The sequence below is a fragment of the Stenotrophomonas sp. YJH_SMC_17 genome (assembly GCF_059371655.1).
This window is the reverse complement of sequence record NZ_JCAFUU010000005.1, coordinates 62,945-82,946: the sequence shown is the minus strand read 5'-3', so window position 1 is coordinate 82,946 and position 20,002 is coordinate 62,945. Positions and strand designations below refer to the sequence as shown.

Annotated in this window: 19 protein-coding genes; 16 read left to right on the top strand and 3 right to left on the bottom strand. The window is 67.9% G+C overall.

The window, feature by feature from the left end; genetic code table 11:
- The first annotated feature begins 9 nt into the window (after positions 1–9).
- Complete coding sequence (locus AC5P8Z_RS14835) at positions 10–645, top strand: tetratricopeptide repeat protein (protein ID WP_088023145.1); 636 nt, start codon at positions 10–12, stop codon at positions 643–645.
- A gap of 567 nt (positions 646–1,212) precedes the next feature.
- Here AC5P8Z_RS14835 and AC5P8Z_RS14830 read toward each other — a convergent pair.
- A complete protein-coding gene (locus AC5P8Z_RS14830) occupies positions 1,213–2,697 on the bottom strand; it encodes an AAA family ATPase (protein WP_495229394.1) in 1,485 nt (494 codons plus the stop codon).
- A gap of 122 nt (positions 2,698–2,819) precedes the next feature.
- Here AC5P8Z_RS14830 and AC5P8Z_RS14825 point away from each other — a divergent pair, with 122 nt between their 5' ends.
- From AC5P8Z_RS14825 to AC5P8Z_RS14785, 9 genes are all read left to right on the top strand, one after another.
- Positions 2,820–3,449 (top strand): nucleotide-binding protein, encoded by a 630-nt coding sequence (locus AC5P8Z_RS14825; RefSeq protein ID WP_286070532.1) that lies wholly within the window; start codon positions 2,820–2,822, stop codon positions 3,447–3,449.
- Positions 3,450–3,498: 49 nt separating this feature from the next.
- Positions 3,499–3,975: a SixA phosphatase family protein gene (locus tag AC5P8Z_RS14820; protein ID WP_005407539.1), complete on the top strand. Its 477-nt coding sequence runs from the start codon at positions 3,499–3,501 to the stop codon at positions 3,973–3,975.
- A 4-nt stretch (positions 3,976–3,979) separates the two neighbouring features.
- A complete protein-coding gene (locus AC5P8Z_RS14815) occupies positions 3,980–4,597 on the top strand; it encodes a YceI family protein (protein ID WP_286070533.1) in 618 nt (205 codons plus the stop codon).
- A complete protein-coding gene (locus AC5P8Z_RS14810; protein ID WP_286070534.1) occupies positions 4,594–6,645 on the top strand; it encodes a phospholipase D family protein in 2,052 nt (683 codons plus the stop codon). Before AC5P8Z_RS14815 ends, AC5P8Z_RS14810 begins: the two co-directional genes overlap by 4 nt.
- A gap of 10 nt (positions 6,646–6,655) precedes the next feature.
- A complete protein-coding gene (locus tag AC5P8Z_RS14805) occupies positions 6,656–7,090 on the top strand; it encodes a hotdog fold thioesterase (RefSeq protein WP_295565968.1) in 435 nt (144 codons plus the stop codon).
- Between the two features lie 118 nt (positions 7,091–7,208).
- Positions 7,209–8,000, top strand: coding sequence for a lysophospholipid acyltransferase family protein (locus AC5P8Z_RS14800; protein ID WP_286070535.1), 792 nt, complete (start codon positions 7,209–7,211; stop codon positions 7,998–8,000).
- Between the two features lie 52 nt (positions 8,001–8,052).
- Positions 8,053–9,042: a YheT family hydrolase gene (locus tag AC5P8Z_RS14795; RefSeq protein ID WP_286072077.1), complete on the top strand. Its 990-nt coding sequence runs from the start codon at positions 8,053–8,055 to the stop codon at positions 9,040–9,042.
- 56 nt (positions 9,043–9,098) lie between these two features.
- Positions 9,099–11,168 carry a tetratricopeptide repeat protein gene (locus AC5P8Z_RS14790; RefSeq protein ID WP_286070536.1) on the top strand — a complete coding sequence of 690 codons (2,070 nt, stop codon included), beginning with the start codon at positions 9,099–9,101 and terminating at the stop codon, positions 11,166–11,168.
- 10 nt (positions 11,169–11,178) lie between these two features.
- A complete protein-coding gene (locus AC5P8Z_RS14785) occupies positions 11,179–11,790 on the top strand; it encodes a YbhB/YbcL family Raf kinase inhibitor-like protein (protein ID WP_286070537.1) in 612 nt (203 codons plus the stop codon).
- A 130-nt stretch (positions 11,791–11,920) separates the two neighbouring features.
- Here the strand turns inward: AC5P8Z_RS14785 and AC5P8Z_RS14780 are convergent, their stop codons facing one another.
- Together AC5P8Z_RS14780 and AC5P8Z_RS14775 are read right to left on the bottom strand one after the other, a co-directional pair.
- Complete coding sequence (locus AC5P8Z_RS14780; RefSeq protein WP_495229393.1) at positions 11,921–12,748, bottom strand: META domain-containing protein; 828 nt, start codon at positions 12,746–12,748, stop codon at positions 11,921–11,923.
- A gap of 73 nt (positions 12,749–12,821) precedes the next feature.
- On the bottom strand, positions 12,822–13,616 hold the full coding sequence (locus AC5P8Z_RS14775) for an undecaprenyl-diphosphate phosphatase (RefSeq protein WP_286070539.1): 795 nt from the start codon (positions 13,614–13,616) through the stop codon (positions 12,822–12,824).
- 223 nt (positions 13,617–13,839) lie between these two features.
- On the opposite strand from AC5P8Z_RS14775, the gene glnA reads away from it, so the two are divergent.
- From glnA to AC5P8Z_RS14745, 6 genes are all read left to right on the top strand, one after another.
- Positions 13,840–15,249 carry a type I glutamate--ammonia ligase gene (glnA, locus tag AC5P8Z_RS14770; RefSeq protein WP_005420964.1) on the top strand — a complete coding sequence of 470 codons (1,410 nt, stop codon included), beginning with the start codon at positions 13,840–13,842 and terminating at the stop codon, positions 15,247–15,249.
- Positions 15,250–15,598: 349 nt separating this feature from the next.
- A complete protein-coding gene (locus AC5P8Z_RS14765; protein WP_004134334.1) occupies positions 15,599–15,937 on the top strand; it encodes a P-II family nitrogen regulator in 339 nt (112 codons plus the stop codon).
- 22 nt (positions 15,938–15,959) lie between these two features.
- Positions 15,960–17,387, top strand: a complete 1,428-nt coding sequence (locus tag AC5P8Z_RS14760; protein WP_295565976.1) for an ammonium transporter — start codon at positions 15,960–15,962, stop codon at positions 17,385–17,387.
- A 133-nt stretch (positions 17,388–17,520) separates the two neighbouring features.
- On the top strand, positions 17,521–18,267 hold the full coding sequence (locus AC5P8Z_RS14755; RefSeq protein ID WP_495229392.1) for an N-acetylmuramoyl-L-alanine amidase: 747 nt from the start codon (positions 17,521–17,523) through the stop codon (positions 18,265–18,267).
- 67 nt (positions 18,268–18,334) lie between these two features.
- Complete coding sequence (gene mltA / locus AC5P8Z_RS14750) at positions 18,335–19,498, top strand: murein transglycosylase A (protein ID WP_286070542.1); 1,164 nt, start codon at positions 18,335–18,337, stop codon at positions 19,496–19,498.
- Between the two features lie 109 nt (positions 19,499–19,607).
- Positions 19,608–19,922, top strand: a complete 315-nt coding sequence (locus AC5P8Z_RS14745) for a hypothetical protein (RefSeq protein WP_032130155.1) — start codon at positions 19,608–19,610, stop codon at positions 19,920–19,922.
- Positions 19,923–20,002 lie beyond the last annotated feature (80 nt).

The window sequence follows — 20,002 nt, the reverse complement described above, 5'->3', positions numbered from 1 at the left end:
GGAGAAGGGATGTCAGTTCCAGGAAAGATCCTGGCCAGCGTGCTGCTGGCCTCGGGAGCGGCCACGACGTGGGCCGCGCCGGCCGTGCCGGCACCGCAGGAGTTCTATTTCGACAGCGACCTGGCGGCGACGCCGATGGTGGTGGTGCAGGGTGAGGGCGATGATCTGGTCGCGCAGCTGGTCAAGTTGCGTGAACGCGGACGTCGTGCGGTGGAAGCCACGGTGCAGCTGGCGTCGGTGGCCAGCGCCCAGGGGCGGGCCGAACTGGCCGATCAGCTGTATGGCGAGGCGTTGAAGGAGTCAGCCGCGCAGAGCAGTGTGGGTCGCGGCGTGCGCTGGAACTACGGATGGGCCCTGCTGCGCCAGGGCAAGCCGGAGGCAGCGCTGGAACAGTGGCTGGCTTCGGCAGGCAATGCGCGCAGCAAGCCCAGCTGGGTACCGCCGACCTATGCGCTGGCGCTGTGGCGGATGGGGCAGAAACAGGAAGCGGTGCAGTGGTATGCCGCTGCCGTGCGTACCGAGCCGACGCAGTGGAGTACCAGTGCCCACCATGCGCAATTGCTGCCGCAGTGGCGGGAGGACGAGCGCGCATCGCTGGCCGAGGTGCAGCAGGCCTGGGCGGCCGCACCGCCTGCGTGGCCCTGAGGTTGGGATTCGGCCGGGTTGCACCCGGCACCCGCAGAGGCGACAGCCGAAGCAACAGCAACATCGGGCAATCCGAGAGATGGCGGGGCGGTGTGGGTTGGCAGGACACGCCGTAAACCCGTCCTTGGGGGCTCGATGGCGCCATCCATGGCGCCAACGGTCCTGCCAACCCACACCACCCCACCTCTGACGGTTCGACGCTGCTGTTGGTAGGTGTCGACCTTGGTCGACACGGTAGATCCACGCCATGCGTGGATGAATCTGCATCGGAATCGAATACTGGAAATCTGATCGAAATGCAGCCGAGCGTGGGCTCGGCTCTACAAAAAGCGGCCGGCCAACCGGCTTTTGCTTCTGATCTTCTTTTTTCTTTTCCGTGGCTGATCGCCCCCGGAAACTGTCAGAGGCCGGGCGGGCAGGCTGCGCAGGGGCGTGAGCCGCATGGATGCGGCGATCGAGCTTACATGGACGTACTTGCAGCGTCCCCTGCGCAGCCTGCCCGCCCGGCCCCACCGGGCATTCGCCTTCAGCGAGCAACCACGAGGGGCTGCGCCGTTCGCTGGAAACTCAATCGTCCGCGGAAACCGTCCGCCCCGACGCCCACGCCCGCAGCGCCTCCACCTGCTCGGCCATCAGCACCGACAGCGGCCGCGTGGCGCGGATCTCCGTCATCAGCAACTCGGTATCCAGCGGCCGGCCCTCGGCATGCGCGGCATACAGCCCGGCCACGATCGCCTGCTCGATCTCGGCACCGGAGAACCCATTGGCGGCCGCCGCCAGCGCGGGCAGCGCGAAGTCGTCGGCATTGAGCTGGCGCCGGCCCAGGTGCAGCCGCAGCAGTTCCACGCGCACTTCAGGCGAGGGCAGGTCGACGAAAAAGATCTCGTCGAAGCGGCCCTTGCGCAGCAGCTCGGCAGGCAGCTCGTGCACCTGGTTGGCAGTGGCCACGATGAACACCGGCGCCTTGCGCTCGGCCATCCAGGTCAGCAGGTGGCCCAGCACGCGGCGTGACACGCCGCCGTCCTCGCCGCCGCTGGCCAGGCCCTTTTCGATTTCGTCCATCCACAGCACGCAGGGTGCCAGTTGCTCGGCCGAGGCCAAGGCCTGGCGCAGGTTGGCCTCGGTTTCGCCGTGGTACTTGTTGTACAGCGCGCCCACGTCCAAGCGCAGCAACGGCACGCCGAAGCCGGCGGCGGTGGCCTTGGCCAGCATCGACTTGCCGCAGCCCTGTACGCCCAGCAGCAGCATGCCGCGTGGCGGATCCAGACCGGCCGGGGCCGAGCCGGCGATGAAGGCCACCCGCCGCTGGTTGATCCAGCGCTTGAGCCGGTTGGCCCCGGCCACATCGCCAAAGCGCGCGCTGTCATGCTCGAAGAACAGACGCCCGCTGCGGTTGAGCAGCTCGAACTTCAGCCGTGCCAGCTGCGGCAGGTCGTCGTCGCGCAGCGCGCCGTCGGCATAGATCAGCTGCCGGGCGATACGCCGGGCATCGACCAGGCTCAGGCCCTGCAGGTTCTTCAGGATCTTCTTCACCGCCTCGCTGTCGACCTCGACGCGGCGGCCGCCGTGTTCGCGGGCGTAGGCATCGGCCTCCTCGCGCAGCATCTTCAGCAGGGCGTTGGCATCGGGCAGGCGCGGGTTGAAACGCACCGCCAGCGCTTCCAGCTCGGCCGGCAGCTCCACCTTGGCACCGATCAGCACCAGCACGTGCGGCTCGCTGTGGCGGCGCTGGATCAGGTCGCGCAGGGCGCGCTGGTGGCTGGCGTAGCCCAGGTACGGGTGAAAATCGAGCAGGAGGTAGACCCCACGCTGCTCGGCCTGGCGGATCATCTGCAGGGCCGCGCTGGCGTCGGGTGGCCCGACCGGCGGGTCTTCGCTGTCCAGGTCGATGCGGCGCAGGCCCTCGGTGATCGACCACCGGTGCAGTGCCCGCCATACGTGCATCAGCGTCTGCCGGAACAGGTCGACGATGCGACCCTCGTCCTGGGTCTCGATCACGATCAGGGGGGTGTTGGCGCGTATCAATGCGCTCAGGTCCTGCAGCTCGCTCATGCCGGTTCGATCCTTCGGGGGCGCCACGATAGCAAAGGCGATGGCCGCAGGTTCAGCCGGTGCTACCTCCCGTCACCACCGCCGGTGTACGCTCGGGGCACGTACCCGGAAGCGAGGCTGGCATGAAGACGATCCTGGTGGCCGGTTCCAAGGGCGGGGTGGGCAAGACCACCGTCGCCACCCACCTGGCCGCGTACGCGGCATTGCAGGGCAAGGCCACGGTGATCGCCGATGCCGACCCGCAGGGCTCCAGCACCCGCTGGGCGCAACGGCGTGCCGGGCTGGAAAGCGCGGTGCTCCCCATCGACGTGTATCGGAAGAAACAGTGGGCGCAGAAGCTGCCCGAGGGCACCGAAACCGTCATCATCGACGCACCGGCCGGTGCGTTGGCCGACGATATCCCCCATTTCCTTGACGCTGCCGACGCGGTGGTGGTGCCGGTGCTGCCCTCGGCGCTGGACATCGAAGCCATCGTCGGCTTCCTCAACAGCCTGGCCCAGAACCCGCGGGTGCACAGCCGCAAGCTGCCGGTGGGGCTGGTCCTGAACCGCACCAAGCCCTGGACCCAGACCTCGCAGCAGGCACTGCAGATGCTGGCCGAATGGCCGTACCCGGTGGTGGCGCAGCTGCGCGACAGCCAGAGCTACGTGGTCATGACCGGCCTCGGCCGCAGCCTGTTCGACTACCGCTCCGCCCAGGTGCGCGAACACCAGGCCGACTGGGAGCCGCTGCTGTCCTGGCTCAAGCTTTGATGCCTGCGTCACTCTTTCTGCTGCATCCTCTTCTTCATGGAAACCCGCGATGCGTGAATTGATCCTGCTGCGCCATGCCCATGCCGAACCGGCAACCCCCGGCCAGGCCGACCTTGACCGGCCGCTGTCGCCGGTCGGGCTGGCCGAAGCCGAAGCCGCCGGCAAGTGGCTGAAGGAAAACAACCTTCTGCCGGACTGCGTGCTGTGTTCACCGGCGCGGCGTACCCGCGAAACCCTGGAAGCCGTGCTCGGCACCATCGGTTACGTGGAAAAGCGCCTGGAAGACCGCATCTACGAAGCCACCCCCGGCACCCTGGCGGCATTGGTGGACGACCGTCGTGATCTCGACCGGGTACTGATCGTCGGCCACAACCCCGGCCTGGAGCGCCTGGTGGCGTTGATGACCGAGGGCACCAGCAGCGATTACCGCGGCATGCCGCCGGCCGGCATCGCCGTGCTCGGCTTCCCGCGTGAGGCCTCGATCGAACCGGGCGTGGCCAGCCTGAACGCGTTCTGGTGGCCGTGATCCGATGAGCCGGGCGCGGCGCAGCCGCTATCTGCTGCCCGCGCTGCTGGCGCTCGGCCCGGCCTGGGCTGCCGTGCCTGCACCGACGCCGCTGCCGCCCGTGGTCGCCGAAGCGCACCATGTACTGCGCCTGGACGTCCAGCGTTCGCAGATCGGCTTCGAGGTGCGTACCCGCTTCGGGCAGCGCATCGAGGGCGTGTTCCCGCACTTCGAGGGCCGCATCGAGATCCTGTCCGATGGCCGCCACCAGGTGCACCTGAAGATGTTCACGCGCTCGGTCGAGATTCCCGGCAAGTCGCGCTACACCGGCTGGATGCGCGGCGAAGAGTTCTTTGATGCCGGCCGCCATCCGGTGGTCGAGTTCGACTCGCTGCCGTACTGGCCGGAGACCGTGGAGAACGGGGGCGATATCGATGGCCGGCTGACCCTGCGCGGGATCAGCCACCCCGAGAAACTCAGGGTCGAGAAAGCGGACTGTGCCCGTCCCGGCTATGATTGCGACGTCGTCAGCCGCGGTACCGTGCAGCGAGGCCGGTACGGCATGGACAGCTGGCAGCTAGCCTTGAGTGACCGAGTGACCTTCGTATTGCGTGCGCGCCTGAGCGAGGCGCCGAAACCGTGAACCTACTGCTGCGTCTACTGGCACTGGCAACCGTGTTGCTGGGCAGCGGGTGTGCATCGCTGTCGCAGGCCGAGCGCGACCGCGCCGAGACGATCGCCGTGCAGGCGCGCTCGACCGTGGTCGACTGCCAGCGCGCCGACCGTTGTGCACAGGACTCACCGCTGCGGGCGCTGGCGGGGCGCGCGTTCACCGAATCCACCCCGGAACGGCCACGCCACTACGCGACCCTGCTGGACGAGGGCGAGGGTGCCCTGGTGGCGCGCCTGAACCTGCTGCGCAGCGCGACCCGCAGCATCGACCTGCAGACCTACATCTTCGACAAGGACGACAGTGCCCGGCTGGTCATCGATGAACTGCTGGCCGCATCGCGCCGCGGGGTGAAGGTGCGGGTGCTGATCGACCAGCTTTCGGCGATCTCCGACCTGCAGATCCTCGGTGCGTTGTCCGGCGCCCACGAGAATTTCCAGCTTCGCGTCTACAACCCGACCTTCGGCAAGGCCCGGCTGAACTACTTCGACTACGCCGGCAGCGTGCTGTGCTGCTTCCGCCGCTTCAACCAGCGCATGCACAACAAGCTGCTGGTGATCGACGATGCGATCGGCGTGGTCGGTGGCCGCAACTACCAGGACGACTATTACGACTGGGATCGCGAGTACAACTTCCGCGACCGCGACGTGCTGATCGCCGGCCCGGAAGCGCGCGCGATGGCGGCCAACTTCGATGCCTTCTGGCGTGCCCACCGCAGCGTCCCGGCCGAACGCCTCAACGATGTCGGCCGCACCCTGCTGCGCGACGGCGTGCCGACCCTGCCGCCGGCCACCTTCCGGCGCCCGGAACGGGTACAGCGGGTCAGTGCCGAAGCCAACGACACCGAGTTCGTCACCCGTTCCTTCGTCGATACCGCGCTGCCGGTGGCGTCGGTGCGCTATGTGGCCGACCTGCCACGCAAGCATCGCCGCGAGAAGGCCGATGCGCCGCTGGCCGGCCAGCATGTGACCGAGCCGCAACTGGACGCGCTGATCGCCAGTGCGCAGAAGGAAGTGATCCTGCAGACGCCGTACCTGGTGCTGTCCAAGCCGGCGCAGAAGCTGTTCCGCGAGCTGCGCAAGCGGCCGCAGCCACCGCGCGTGGTGGTGTCCAGCAACAGCCTGGCGGCCACCGACAACCCGATCGTGTATGCGCTGTCGTACAAGTACAAGCGGCGCAACATGCGTGAACTGGGCTTCAACATCTTCGAATACAAGCCGTTCCCGCTGGATGCGCCGGTCGACTACCGCAATCTGCTGCCCGACCCCATCGCCGCGCCCGGCGGTGAGGACGAGGGTGGGCGCAATCCGTTGCTGGGAGGCAGTGCCGCCGGCAGCAATGCGCGCGGTGGCAGCGATGGCGGTTCGAGCGCGAGGGACAAGCGCGGCCCGGTGAACCATCCGCGTACCGGCAGCGCCTACCAGAACGCCCGCGAGCGCCGCCGCGCCGCCGGCAGTGAAGTGGAAACACGCCTGCTGCGTACCGAGACGCGGCCGTCCTTCCTTGGCAGCAAGGCGGTCAACAAGCCGCTGCCGGTCACCCGCAAGGGTGCGCGCATGGGCCTGCATGCGAAATCGCTGGTGGTCGATCGCCGCATCGGCGTGGTCGGCACCCACAACTTCGATCCGCGCAGCGAGAACTACAACACCGAAGGCGCGGTGATCATCGACGATCCGGTCTTCGCCGAGCAGCTGGCCGAGAGCATCCTGCGCGATACCCACCCGCAGAACTCGTGGACAGTGGCGCCGCGGGCCAAGCCGCCGGTGCTGTCGGGGCTGAACTACAGCGTCGGCAAGGCCTCCGAAGCGCTGCCCATCCTTGATTTCTGGCCGTGGCGCTACGCCACCGACTACGAGTTCAAACCCGGCCCGGACTGCCCGCAGCCGCTGCCGCGGCAGGACCCGGCGTTCCACACCTGCTACGTCGCCGTAGGCGATTTCCCCGAAGTCAACGTCGGCCCGAAGTGGCTGCTGGTGCGCATGCTGACTGCATTCGGCGCCGGCCTTGTTCCCATCCTCTGAAGGTACCCGCATGACCCAGGTCTTCCGCGAAGCCGTTTCCATCGAGCAGCTCAACGCGCTCAGCCGCAACACGGCGATTGAATCCCTGGGCATCGTCTTCAGCGCCGTCGGCGAGGACTGGCTGCAGGCCACCATGCCGGTGGACGAGCGCACCCGCCAGCCCTACGGCATCCTGCACGGCGGCGCCTCGGTGGTGCTGGCCGAGACCCTGGGCAGCAGCGCCGGCAACCTGTGCGTGGATACCGGCAAGCAGGTCTGCGTGGGCCTGGAAATCAACGCCAACCACGTGCGTGCCGTCCGCTCGGGCACGGTCACCGGCACCGCCCGCGCGCTGCACGTCGGCCGCAGCACCCAGTTGTGGGAGATCCGCATCGAGGACGAGCAGGGCCGCCTGGTATGCATCTCGCGGCTGACCCTGGCGGTGGTGGCTGCCGGCCACGGCTGAGCCCCCGGGGTTCGTTGCCGGCGGCGGAACCCAGCGTTCCCCGCCGATTGCCCCGGTCGATCGCTCTTATGGCCTAAATCGGCTGGCAGCGATGACGGCCCTCCGGTATCGTGCGCGGATGACTTCCCCCACTCCGGCCCCCCGTGGCGGCGTGGCGCGTGTGTGCCGTTACCTGTACCGCGTACCGCTGCTGTTGGTCCACATCATCGTGTTCCTGCCGCTCATCCTGATCGGCATGCTTCCGCCGTGGGGCGAACTGCGCGTGGGCGAGGCGACCTTGGGTGCCAAGGTGGTCAACTGGTGGCAGGGCGGGCTGATGTGGATCTTCGGCTTCCGCCTGGTGCAGATCGGCACACCGCTGCCCGGCGCCGTGCTGTTCGTGGCCAACCACGTCAGCTGGGTCGACATCTGCATCCTGCACAGCCAGCGCATGATGGGCTTCGTCGCCAAGCGCGAGATCGCCAGCTGGCCGCTGGTCGGTTGGCTCGCCGCGCGCGGCCAGACCATCTTCCACCAGCGTGGCAACACCGAATCGCTCGGTGGCGTGATGCAGGTGATGGCTGATCGCCTGCGCGACGGCAAGGCGGTGGGCGTGTTCCCGGAAGGCCGCACCCGCGGCGGCCACGAAGTGGGCCCGTTCCACGCGCGCATCTTCCAGGCCGCGGTCGAGACCGGCGTGCCGGTGCAGCCGGTGGCGCTGGTGTACGGAGTGAAGGGCGACGCGCAGACCATCGTCGCGTTCGGCCCCGGCGAGAGCTTCTTCGCCAATTTCCTGCGCCTGCTCGGTGAGCCGGCGCGTCGTGCGGAAGTGCACTTCCTGGCACCGATCGGTGCACAGGACCTGGAAGGCCGTCGGCGCATCGCGGAAACCTCGCGCGCGCGCATCGTGGCGGCCATGAGCGCCGGGTGAGACGGCGGTGGCCCTGATCCCGCCACCTGTCCTGGACGCCGGCACGCCGACGCTGCACGCGGCTGACTATCAGCCACCGCGCTGGCTGCGCAATCCCCACCTGCAGTCGATGCTCAGCTCCAGCCGCATGCGCCTGCAGCGTGGCCTGCTGCTGCTGGCCGCCACCGGTGCAGTCAGCGAGGAGCTGATCCTCGATGGCGGCGACGGCGTGCGCCTGCAGGGCTGGCACAGCCATGTCGAGGGCCGCGAGCCGCAGGGCATGGCCCTGCTGCTGCATGGCTGGGAAGGCAGTGCCGAATCCAGCTACATGCGCATGGCCGCCGCGCGCATGCTGGAACAGGGCTTCGACGTAGTGCGGCTGAACTTCCGCGACCACGGCAACACCCATCATCTCAATCGCGGCATCTTCCACTCCAACCTGATCGACGAAGTGGTGCATGCCGCGGGCGATATCGCCCGGCGCTGGCCGCAGCTGCCGCTGGTGGCCGCCGGCTATTCGCTGGGGGGCAACTTCGTACTGCGCCTGGCCCTGCGCGCGCCGGCTGCCGGCGTGCCGCTGCAGCGCGTGGCCTCGGTGTGCCCGGTGCTGGACCCGGCGCTGACCATGGAGAGCATCGAGAACGGCCCGGCGATGTACGACTGGTACTTCCGCCGCAAGTGGGCCGGTTCGCTGCGCCGCAAGCGTGACCTGTTCCCCGAGTTGAGCGACTGCGACGACCGCGTGCTGAAGCTGGACATCCGCGCGCTGACCGCCTGGCTGGTCGAGCGCCACACCAGCTTCGGTTCGCTGCAGGCCTATTTCGACGGCTACTCGATTGCCGGTGACCGCCTGTCGGCCCTGCAGGTACCGGCCGACATCCTGATGGCACAGGATGACCCGGTGATTCCGTACGCCACCTTCAGCAACTGGCAGCTGCCGCGCCAGGCGCACCTGGAAACCGCCTGCTGGGGCGGCCACTGCGGGTTCATCGAGAACTGGCGCGGCGACGGCTTCTCCGAGCGCTGGGTGGCGCAGCGCCTGCAGCGGGTGCTGCAGGCCTGAACCGGCACCGGCGCGCAGCCCGCTACAATGCGGGTTTGCACTTGAACCGGACTGCCATGCAAGACCAGATCATCCAAGCGTTGCGCCAGAACCAGGCCGACCAGGCCGTGCAGCTGGCCCAGGCGTGGACCCATGACGAACCCGGCCTGGCCAATGCCCACCGCTGGCTGGCGCTTGCGCTGCAGCAGCAGGGCAACGCCGAGGACGCAATGGACGCCCTGCAGCAGGCGCTGCGACTGGCCCCGGACGATGCCCAGCTGCACCTTCAGCACGCCGGCCTGCTGATGGCCCTGCGCCAGTTCGACGGCGTAGACGCGGCACTGGCACGCACCACCGGTCTCGATCCGAATTCCTTCAACGCCTACCTGATGCAGGCGCATCTGGCGATCGGCCGCAACGACTTCGATGAAGCGCAGCGCATCTCGACGCTGGCCGCGCGCGTGGAGCCGGACCATCCGGAACTGCTGACCATCGACGGCATGGTCGCGCTGCGCCGTGGCGATGCCGACCGCGCGCTGGCACTGCTGTCGGCGGCCAGCAAGGCGCTGCCGGACGATACCCGCGTGCTGTACGCGCTGGGCTTTGCCTACCTTGGCAAGGACATGCTGGCGTTTGCCGAGCAGTCGTTCCGCCGCGTGCTGGAACTCAACCCGTCGCTGTCTTCGCTGCATGGCCTGGTCGTGCAGCTGGCCCTGCGCCAGGGCAACGTGGCGGCCGCCGCCGAAGCGATACAGGTGGCGCTGCAGCAGCCGGAGATGGACGTCCCGGCGATGCGCCGCCTGGCCGGCGAGCTGTCGCTGCGCAATGGCCAGCCGCTGCAGGCGCTGGAGTACCTGCTGCCGCTCCTGGACGCGCAGCCCGAAGACCGCCAGGTGCTGCAGCTGCTGCTGATGTCCTGGCAGCGTCTCGGCCGTGAGGACGAGGCGCGCGCGCGGCTGGATGCCGCGCTGGAAACCCACGACCAGCTGCATGACCTGTGGCTGGCGCGACTGGCCATCGAGCAGGTGGGCGGTGAAAGCGCGGTGGCCACGGTCGAGCGCTGGATGGCCGCGATGCCGACGCATCTGCCGGCCCTGGAGGCGCGCCTGCGCCTGCACGACATGGTCGGCGAACACGCACAGGCCGAAGCGATTGCCGAGCGCATCGTCAGCCTGGAACCGGGCCGCGTCAGTGGCGAAAGCCGGTTGGTCGAGGGCCTGCTGCAGCGTGATCCGGCCGCCGCCGTGGCCCGCATACAGGCCCTGATCGAGCAGGCGCCTGAAAACCAGCGTGCCGACCTGCGCACGTGGATGGGCGAGATCCAGGACCGTGCCGGACAGCCGCAGGATGCCCTGCGCACGTGGCTGTCGCTGCAGGCCGACCAGGCCCCGCAGCGCCTGCCGCTGCCGCCGCAGGCCAAGTCCCCGCCCAGCTGGCCGGACAAGGGCAGCATCGATGGCGATGTCAGCTCCGCGCCGATCTTCCTCTGGGGTGCGCCGGGTTCGGGCGTGGAGCGCGTGGCGACCGGCCTGGCCGCGGCCAGCCCGGTGCTGCGCAGCGACCGCTATACCAACACGCCGCCCGACGATGCGTTCCAGAACTACAACACGCTGCAGGACCTGGCGTCGGGCGTGCTGACGTCGGAGCGGCTGGTGCAGCGCTGGCGCGAGCAGCTGCCGGCACGTGGCCTGCAGAGCGACACCGTGATCGACTGGCTGCTGTGGTGGGACAACGCCCTGCTGTGGGCGCTGCGCCCGCAGCTGCCGCAGGGCCGCCTGGTGCTGGTGCTGCGCGACCCGCGTGACATGCTGCTGGACTGGGTGGCCTACGGCGCTGCCGCACCGCTGGCGATGACCTCGCTGGCCGAAGCCAGCGAATGGCTGACCCGTGCGCTGAACCAGATCGCGACGCTGCACGAGGAGGACCTGTACCCGCACGTGCTGCTGCGCATTGATGAGATCGGCAACGATCCGCAGGCGATGGCCGAACTGCTGGGCCGTTTGTTCGAGCGGCCGATGCCGCCGGCGGCGCAGCTGGGCGCCCCGCGCCTGCCGGCCGGCCACTGGCGCAACTACCGCGACGTGATGAGCGCCGCCTTCGCCCAGCTCACCCCGGTTGCGGTGCGCCTGGGTTACCCGGAAGAGTGAGGAGAGTCTGATGCAGCTGACCAGTCACAGCCTGAGCAACGGCACGCCGATCAACCAGGAGTTCGCCGCGGGCGATGCCGACGGCTTCGCCCCGGACCGCAACCCGCACCTGGCCTGGAGCGGGGTGCCGACCGGAACCCGTTCGTTCCTGCTGGTGTGCGTGGACCCGGACGTGCCGACCGTGCCCGAAACGGTCGGGCGCAATGACATGACGGTGCCGCGCGACCAGCCGCGCTGCGACTTCGTGCACTGGGTGATGGCCGATATCCCGGCCACGGTGCAGGAGATCGCCGCGGGCAGCTGCAGCGACGGCTTCGTGGTGAAGGGCAAGAGCGCACCGGCCGGTCCGGCCGGCAGCCGCCAGGGCCTGAACGACTTCACCGGCTGGTTCGCGGGCAACCCGGACATGGCCGGTGACTACCTGGGCTACGACGGCCCGTACCCGCCGTTCAACGACGAGCGCGTGCACCGCTATTTCTTCCGGGTGTTCGCGCTGGACGTGGCGTCGCTGGACCTGCCGCAGCGCTTCACCGCCGCCGACGCGTACCGCGCCATGCACGGCCACGTACTGGCCGAAGCGGCGCTGCACGGTACCTACACCTTGAACCCCGCATTGGCCTGAGCGGGCAATGTGCTTCTGTAGAGCCGAGCCCATGCTCGGCTGCTTTTCCCGATAGACAGCAGCCGAGCATGGGCTCGGCTCTACAACGCACAATGAAGAAGGGCGGCCTTTCGGCCGCCCTTCCATCGTTTTATTTCTTCTCGATGGCCGACTCGACCACCATGTCCAGCACGTACGCCTGCGACGGCGCATCGGCCGGCGGGTTCTTCACTTCGTAGCGCTTCACGCGCACCACGTTGCGCACGCCGTCTTCGTGGGTGTAGCCCTCGATGGTGCCGTAGAAGCTCTCGAACTTGCCCGGCTCGCCCTGCTTCAGGCCCTTGTCGTCGAACTTCACCTCACGCACCTGCAGGCACTGGTAGTCCGGGATCAGCGGGTGCGAGCACTTCTGGGTCTTGGCAGCCACTTCCAGGAACACGGTTTCGCCGGCGCCGCCATAGCGGGTTTCAGCGGTGGGTTCCGGGTTGAACACCAGCACGTCGCCCTTGGCGGTGGTCAGGGTCAGCTTGCCGTCGGCATCCTGGGTGGCCTTCAGATCGCCCTGCAGGCGGCTCGACACGGCCTCGTCCAGCGCCATCAGCGCCTTGTCGGTGCAGGCCATCATGGTCGACGCCATCGCGCCCACCTTCAGCGTGCCGTTCTCCAGGGTGTAGCCACCGCCGAGGTGGTTGCAGGTGTTGCTCACCGACAGGCGACCATCGGCGAAGTCCAGGGTGACCGGCTTGTCTTCACGGGCGAACAGCGCGTCGATGCGCTTGCCATCGGCGCCGGTGGCCTGCCGCAGCAGCCAGTGCTGGCTCTGCAGGCGCTGCGCATCCAGGTGCGCCAGCGTCTGCTGGTCTGCTGCCTTGGCCGCGGCCGGGGCCACGTCGTCGCCGCCGGTGCCGGCCGGGGCCGGGGTCTGGCTGCAGGCGGCCATCAGGGCCAGCGGGAGGAGCAGGGTGAGCTTGCGGTTCATGGTGAGTCTCCTTGGGGAACCGTGGGGGAAACGGGGTAGGGCCGACAACGGGGTTGCCATGCGCCGGCGCCGTTCAGCTGCCGGACGGCAACCACAGCAGCAGCGCTGCGCCCAGCGCGATGCGGTAAATGGCGAAGGCGGTGAACCTGTGCGACTTGATGTAGCCCATCAGCCACTTCACTACGACGAAGCCGGTGACGGCCGCGGCAAGGAAGGCCACGCCCACGTCGGTCCAGTTCTCGCTGCCCAGCTGACCAGCCTTGGCCATTTCCAGGAAGGTGTAGGCGCTGGCGGCGAACATGGTGGGAATGCCGACCAGGAACACGAACTCAGCGGCGGCCGCGCGGCGGCTCAGGCCCAGCAGCATGGCCAGGAAGATGGCCGAAGCCGAGCGCGAGGTGCCGGGGAACACGCCGGCCACGACCTGCGCCAGGCCCACACCGATCGCCACCGTCCAGGTCACCTGGTCGCGGTCGGGCAGGCGCGCGGTGTAGGCCTCCACCAGCAGCATCCAGAGGCCACCGATGATCAGTGCCCAGGCCACCGGGCTGACCGTCTCCGGCAGCGACCAGCCGGCCTTGCGCACCACCAGGCCGACCACGGCGGTGACCAGGAAGGCCGCGCCCAGCTTGAACACGTACTCGCGGTTCTCGCGCTGGCCGAAGCCGGTGGCCAGCTGCAGCAGGCGCTGGCGGAACACCAGCACGACGGCCACGATCGCGCCGGCCTGGATGACGATGTTGAAGAAGTCCGAACGGGCACCCAGCCAATGCTGGGCGATGAGCAGGTGGCCGGTGCTGGAGATCGGCAGGAATTCGGTCAAGCCTTCGAGGATGCCCAGCAACAGGGCGGAGAGCAGGTCGGACATGGACGGTGCGTGCACGCGCGGCGGAAGGAAGAAGGTCGAGAGGATAGACGATCCCTGCTGCACCAAACGGGTGCGTCTGGCCGTCGGCGCACCTGTTTGGTGCGGCCTGTTCTGCACCGGCACGGGGCGGCCTTTTTGAAATCAATGACTTGCAGTCCGCAAAAAGTTGGCACGGTCGTTGCTGTACCTCAGCAGGCATTCATCCCCATCCGAGGTCGTACCGATGTCCGTGGAAAACGTTGAGAAGCTGATCAAGGACAACCAGATCGAATTCGTCGATCTGCGTTTCGTGGACATGCGTGGCGTCGAGCAGCACGTCACCTTCCCGGTCAGCATCGTCGAGCCGTCGCTGTTCGAAGAAGGCAAGATGTTCGATGGCAGCTCGATCGCCGGCTGGAAAGGCATCAACGAGTCGGACATGGTGCTGCTGCCGGATCCGTCCAGCGCCTACGTCGACCCGTTCTACGCCGATCCGACCATCGTGATCAGCTGCGACATCCTCGACCCGGCCACCATGCAGGCCTATGGCCGTTGCCCGCGCGGCATCGCCAAGCGCGCCGAAGCCTACCTGAAGTCCTCCGGCATCGCCGAAACCGCGTTCTTCGGCCCGGAGCCGGAATTCTTCATCTTCGACTCGGTCCGTTTCGCCAATGAAATGGGCAACACCTTCTTCAAGGTCGACTCCGAAGAAGCCGCCTGGAACAGCGGTGCCAAGTACGACGGCGCCAACAGCGGCTACCGTCCGGGCGTGAAGGGCGGTTACTTCCCCGTTCCGCCGACCGACACCCTGCACGACCTGCGCGCTGAAATGTGCAAGACGCTGGAACAGGTCGGCATCGAAGTGGAAGTGCAGCACCACGAAGTGGCCACCGCCGGCCAGTGCGAGATCGGCACCAAGTTCAGCACCCTGGTGCAGAAGGCCGACGAACTGCTGCGCATGAAGTACGTCATCAAGAACGTCGCGCACCGCAACGGCAAGACCGTCACCTTCATGCCCAAGCCGATCGTCGGCGACAACGGCAGCGGCATGCACGTGCACCAGTCGCTGTCCAAGGGCGGCACCAACCTGTTCTCCGGTGACGGCTACGGCGGCCTGAGCCAGCTGGCGCTCTGGTACATCGGCGGCATCTTCAAGCACGCCAAGGCCATCAACGCCTTCGCCAACTCGGGCACCAACAGCTACAAGCGCCTGGTGCCGGGCTTCGAAGCCCCGGTGATGCTGGCCTACTCGGCCCGCAACCGTTCGGCCTCGTGCCGCATTCCGTGGGTGTCCAACCCGAAGGCACGCCGCATCGAAATGCGCTTCCCCGATCCGATCCAGTCGGGCTACCTGACCTTCACCGCGCTGATGATGGCCGGCCTGGACGGCATCAAGAACCAGATCGACCCGGGCGCACCGAGCGACAAGGACCTGTATGACCTGCCGCCGGAAGAAGAGAAGCTGATCCCGCAGGTCTGCTCCTCGCTGGACCAGGCCCTGGAAGCGCTGGACAAGGACCGCGAGTTCCTGAAGGCCGGTGGCGTGATGAGCGATGACTTCATCGACGGCTACATCGCGCTGAAGATGCAGGAAGTGACCAAGTTCCGCGCGGCCACCCACCCGCTGGAGTACCAGCTGTACTACGCCAGCTGACCGGATGCGATGGCGGCGGGCTTCCCCCTCCCACCCGCCGCCGTCGCTTCCGTTTTCGCGGCTGGGGAGCCGCGAGGCGGGCGCAGGCCCGCCGTTGTAGAGCGGACGGTGGTAGAGCGGACTGTTAGTCCGCTGAACTTCAATCCGCTTTTCCAGGGGCAAGAGAAAGACCGGATACGCGACCAGGGCCGCCCTCCCTCCCGCGTCGGTCGTGCAAGGAGAGAGGCACGGCCGTCCCGGCCCAGTACGTGTCCGGTGCAACAGCCACGGCCATCACCCTGATGGCCCGTGGTTGCCTGATGCCAACGCGCGTCTGCGCGCTGGCCCCATCCACCATCGGGACATGCGCATGAAACTGATCTCCGCCATCATCCGGCCGTTCAAGCTCGACGAGGTCCGCGAGGCCCTGTCCGACGCAGGCGTGTCGGGCATCACCGTGACCGAAGTGAAAGGCTTCGGCCGCCAGAAGGGCCACACCGAGCTGTATCGCGGCGCAGAGTACGTCGTCGACTTCCTGCCCAAGATCAAGATCGAAACCGTGGTCACCGACGAGCGTGCCGACGCGGTGATCGAAGCGATCCAATCATCGGCAGGCACCGGCAAGATCGGCGACGGCAAGATCTTCGTCACTGCCGTCGAGCAGGTCATCCGTATCCGCACCGGCGAAATCGGTGCCGACGCGCTGTAACCCCTTTCCGGAGATTCCCCCCATGAAGATGCGCCTTCTCACCGGGTGGCAAGCCCGGTTCCATGTCGTGTGGCTGTTGATGCTGCTCAGCGCGCTCGCCGCCGGTGCCTGGCCGGGCACTGCGAACGCCCAGGCCCAGGTCTCGCCGCTGCCCAGCGAAACCGTCGCGGTCGAGCCGCTGCAGGCACCGGTAGCGGCGGCACCGGTGGCCGCAGAAGCCGCAGCGCCGGCCTTCGACCACGGCGACGTGGCCTGGATGCTCACCTCCACCCTGCTCGTGCTGCTGATGGTGGTACCGGGCCTGGCCCTGTTCTACGGCGGCCTGGTGCGCTCGAAGAACGTGCTGTCGGTGCTCAGCCAGATCCTGGTGGTGTTCTCGCTGGTGCTGCTGCTGTGGGTGGCCTACGGCTACAGCGCGGTGTTCAGCACGGGCAATCCGTTCTTCGGCTCGTTCACCGAGTTCGCCTTCCTCAAGGGCTTCACCCCCGACTCGGTGGGCAACACGCCGATCAAGGGCCTGCCGGACTATCTGTTCGTCGCCTTCCAGTCGACGTTTGCAGGCATCACCACCGCGCTGATCGTCGGCGCCTTCGCCGAACGCATCAAGTTCCGCGCGGTGCTGCTGTTCTCCGCGCTGTGGTTCACCCTCAGCTACATCCCGATGGCCCACATCGTCTGGGGCGGCGGTTACCTGGGTGAAATGGGGGCGATCGACTTCGCTGGTGGCACCGTGGTGCATATCAACGCGGGCGTCGCGGGCCTGGTCGCCGCGTGGTTCGTCGGCAAGCGCCTGGGCTATGGCCAGACCGCGCTGAAGCCGCACAACGTGCCGTTCACCTACATTGGCGCGATGCTGCTGTGGGTGGGCTGGTTCGGCTTCAACGCCGGCTCGGCGGCAGCGGCCGACACCGTGGCCTCGCTGGCCTTCCTCAACACCGTGCTGGCCACGGCTGCGGCGGTGCTGGGCTGGACGCTCACCGAAGCGATCACCAAGGGCAAGCCGTCGGCGCTGGGCGCAGCGTCGGGTGCGGTGGCCGGCCTGGTCGGCATCACTCCGGCCTGCGGCACCGTGGGCCCGCTGGGCGCCATCGTCATCGGTTTGGTCGCCGGCGTGGTCTGCGTGTGGGGCGTTACCGGCCTGAAGCGCCTGCTGAAGGTGGACGACACCGCCGACGTGTTCGGTGTGCACGGCGTCGGCGGCATCGTCGGTGCCATCCTCACCGGTGTGTTCAGCGCGCAGTCGCTGGGCGGCACCAAGGCCGATCTGGATATCGGCCACCAGGTGTGGGTGCAGGTGGTCAGCGTCGGCCTCACCGTGGTCTGGTCGGCGGTGGTCACCGCGGCCATCCTGCTGCTGGTGAAGGTGGTGGTCGGCCTGCGCGTGACCGAAGAGGCCGAGCGTACCGGCCTGGATGTCACCTCGCACGGCGAATCGGCCTACGAGGCCTGAGGTAACGACGGGCAGCCTTTTGCCCTGGTGGGTGCCGACCCTGGGTCGGCACTCCGCTTTGACGGGGTGGGTTCCGACCGTTGGTCGGTACCGCGTCATGCACCGTCGCGCGCGATCGCGCACAATCAAACGCATGCACCCGATCCGCACCCCCCTGATGCTCTCGGCCTGCCTGCTGCTGGCCGCCTGTGCTTCCGTGCCGCAGGAAAGCCGCAACCCGCTGGCGACCTGGGTACCTTCGTCAAACCAGAACGCACGCGATCCGGTCATCATCGTCATCCACCACACCGAACAGGATTCGGTGCAGCAGAGCCTGCACACGCTGCGTACCGCCAACAGCGGCGGCCGGGTCAGTGCGCATTACCTCATCGGTGCCGATGGCCACCGCTACCAGCTGGTCAGCGACGAGCGCCGCGCCTGGCACGCAGGTTCCGGCCGCTGGGGCACCATCACCGATCTCAACTCGGCCTCCATCGGCATCGAGCTGGACAACAACGGCAGCACGCCGTTCACGCAGGCGCAGATCGCATCGCTGATCCTGCTGCTGCGTGACCTCACCGAGCGCCTGAACATTCCGCCGCGGCAGGTGATCGGCCACGCCGATCTCGCGCCGACGCGCAAGGCCGACCCCAGCCGCTTCTTCCCATGGCAGCAGCTGGCCGAAGCCGGCTTCGGCGTATGGCCGCGTGCCAGCGACGGCCCCGCACCGGAAGGGTTTGACGCCTGGAATGCGATGGCCCGCTTCGGCTACCCGATGGAGGATCGCGAAGCGGCCGTCGCTGCCTTCCATCGCCGCTTCCGCGGCAGCGACGACCTGCCGAAGACGCTGGACGCCGAAGACGCCCGCATCCTGCATTCGCTGCTGCTGCAGACGCCGTGACCCGGCGCATGAACGCTGGACCCCACGCCGGGTTGCCGCCCAGCGGCCGGCACTCCACCATGGCGGCATGATCGATTCCGCCACCTTCAAGCGCAGGCACTGCATCCTGCTGGCAGCGGCCGCGCTCGCGGGCTGCTCCACCACCGTCCCCCGCACCGGATCCGACCGGCCGACGGCCGTCACACCGCCGGCGGCGACCTACGCCAAGGTCGCATGGAGCGCACTGCCGCCGGTCACCGACAGCGACCTGCAGGCCGGCTTCGTTGCCTGGCGCAGCAGTTGCAGCCGGCTGAAGAACGATGCGGTCTGGGCAAAGCCCTGCGCCACGGCCGCTGCGGTTTCAGACAATGACCCGGCGGCGATCCGCCAGTTCCTGCAGCGCGACCTCGATGTCTACGCGCTGCGTGCCGGCGGCCACCAGGCCGACGGGCTCATTACCGGCTACTACGAACCGATCTATCCCGGCAGCCTCACCCGCACGGCCACTGCCACGGTGCCGGTGTACGGCACGCCCGATGACCTGATCGTGGTGCAGCTGGACAGCCTCTACCCGGAACTGAAGGGCAAGCGCCTGCGCGGGCGCGTCGAAGGCAAGGTGCTCAAGCCCTATGACGACGCCGGCACGATTGCCAGCAAAGGCGCCAGGGCCCCGGTACTGGCCTGGCTGACCGATCCCATGGACCTGCAGCTGCTGCAGATCCAGGGTTCCGGCCGGGTACGCCTGGCCGATGGCACGCAGGTGCGGCTGGCCTACGCCGAGCAGAACGGCCATCCCTACCGCGCCATTGGCCGCTGGCTGGTGGACCAGGGCCAGCTGAAGAAGGAAGACGTGACCATGGACGCGATCCGCGCCTGGGCGCGGGCCAATCCCGCGCGCGTGCCGGAACTGCTGCGAAGCAACCCCAGCTACGTGTTCTTCGTGCGCAGCGCCGACAGCCCGGAAGGCCCGCGTGGCTCGTTGAACGTGCCGCTGACCGCCGGCTACAGCGTGGCGGTGGATCGGACCGTGGTGCCACTGGGCAGCCTGCTGTGGCTGTCCACCACACGCCCGGATGGCACCCCGGTGGTGCGTCCGGTGGCCGCGCAGGACACCGGCGGCGCCATCGCCGGCGAAGTACGCGCCGACCTGTACTGGGGCAGTGGCGATGCCGCTGGCAAGCTGGCCGGCGACATGAAGCAGAAGGGCAACCTCTGGATGCTGTGGCCGAAAGGTCTGGCGTTGCCACGGTAGGTCGGCTGGGGTCAGATCCGTTTCCGGAGGACAGGGATCTGACCCCTGGATACCTGATAATGGCGTCATTCCGAACCTTCCGGCCGCGCCTGCGGCCAGGCCCCCTGCAATGACCTACGCAAAGCACAACGCAAAACCCGGCGCGAAGTCCGCCGCAAAGAAGTACTACAAGCACTGGGCCGAATCGGGCCTGGGCAAGGGCAACGTGCTGATGGAGGCCCGCGGCGAGAAGATCGTGCGCCAGGTGGAAATCTACGGCACCAAGATGGTCTGGGCCGACGAGCATGCCCACAGCGATGACCGCTTCCTGCTGGCCGACCAGCCGGTGTCGTTCCTCGATTTCGACGAAGACGACGAAATCTCCGCGCGCGAGTTTGAAAGCGCCTGGAAGAAGGCCAGAGAAGCCACCGGCTACCCGGTGTAAGCACCGCTCCACCCCGCTTTTGTAGCGTCGAGCCATGCTCGACTCCTTCACCGCCTTTGTAGAGTCGAGCCATGCTCGAC

Coding starts and splice junctions, on each gene's coding strand:
- AC5P8Z_RS14805 (WP_295565968.1), top strand. CDS start 6,656: ATGACCCAGGTCTTCCGCGAAGCCGTTTCCATCGAGCAGCTCAACGCG.
- AC5P8Z_RS14760 (WP_295565976.1), top strand. CDS start 15,960: ATGAAGATGCGCCTTCTCACCGGGTGGCAAGCCCGGTTCCATGTCGTG.
- mltA (WP_286070542.1), top strand. CDS start 18,335: ATGATCGATTCCGCCACCTTCAAGCGCAGGCACTGCATCCTGCTGGCA.
- AC5P8Z_RS14775 (WP_286070539.1), bottom strand. CDS start 13,616: ATGTCCGACCTGCTCTCCGCCCTGTTGCTGGGCATCCTCGAAGGCTTG.
- AC5P8Z_RS14825 (WP_286070532.1), top strand. CDS start 2,820: ATGAAGACGATCCTGGTGGCCGGTTCCAAGGGCGGGGTGGGCAAGACC.
- AC5P8Z_RS14745 (WP_032130155.1), top strand. CDS start 19,608: ATGACCTACGCAAAGCACAACGCAAAACCCGGCGCGAAGTCCGCCGCA.
- AC5P8Z_RS14815 (WP_286070533.1), top strand. CDS start 3,980: ATGAGCCGGGCGCGGCGCAGCCGCTATCTGCTGCCCGCGCTGCTGGCG.
- glnA (WP_005420964.1), top strand. CDS start 13,840: ATGTCCGTGGAAAACGTTGAGAAGCTGATCAAGGACAACCAGATCGAA.
- AC5P8Z_RS14800 (WP_286070535.1), top strand. CDS start 7,209: ATGACTTCCCCCACTCCGGCCCCCCGTGGCGGCGTGGCGCGTGTGTGC.
- AC5P8Z_RS14755 (WP_495229392.1), top strand. CDS start 17,521: ATGCACCCGATCCGCACCCCCCTGATGCTCTCGGCCTGCCTGCTGCTG.
- AC5P8Z_RS14780 (WP_495229393.1), bottom strand. CDS start 12,748: ATGAACCGCAAGCTCACCCTGCTCCTCCCGCTGGCCCTGATGGCCGCC.
- AC5P8Z_RS14835 (WP_088023145.1), top strand. CDS start 10: ATGTCAGTTCCAGGAAAGATCCTGGCCAGCGTGCTGCTGGCCTCGGGA.
- AC5P8Z_RS14790 (WP_286070536.1), top strand. CDS start 9,099: ATGCAAGACCAGATCATCCAAGCGTTGCGCCAGAACCAGGCCGACCAG.
- AC5P8Z_RS14820 (WP_005407539.1), top strand. CDS start 3,499: ATGCGTGAATTGATCCTGCTGCGCCATGCCCATGCCGAACCGGCAACC.
- AC5P8Z_RS14830 (WP_495229394.1), bottom strand. CDS start 2,697: ATGAGCGAGCTGCAGGACCTGAGCGCATTGATACGCGCCAACACCCCC.
- AC5P8Z_RS14785 (WP_286070537.1), top strand. CDS start 11,179: ATGCAGCTGACCAGTCACAGCCTGAGCAACGGCACGCCGATCAACCAG.
- AC5P8Z_RS14765 (WP_004134334.1), top strand. CDS start 15,599: ATGAAACTGATCTCCGCCATCATCCGGCCGTTCAAGCTCGACGAGGTC.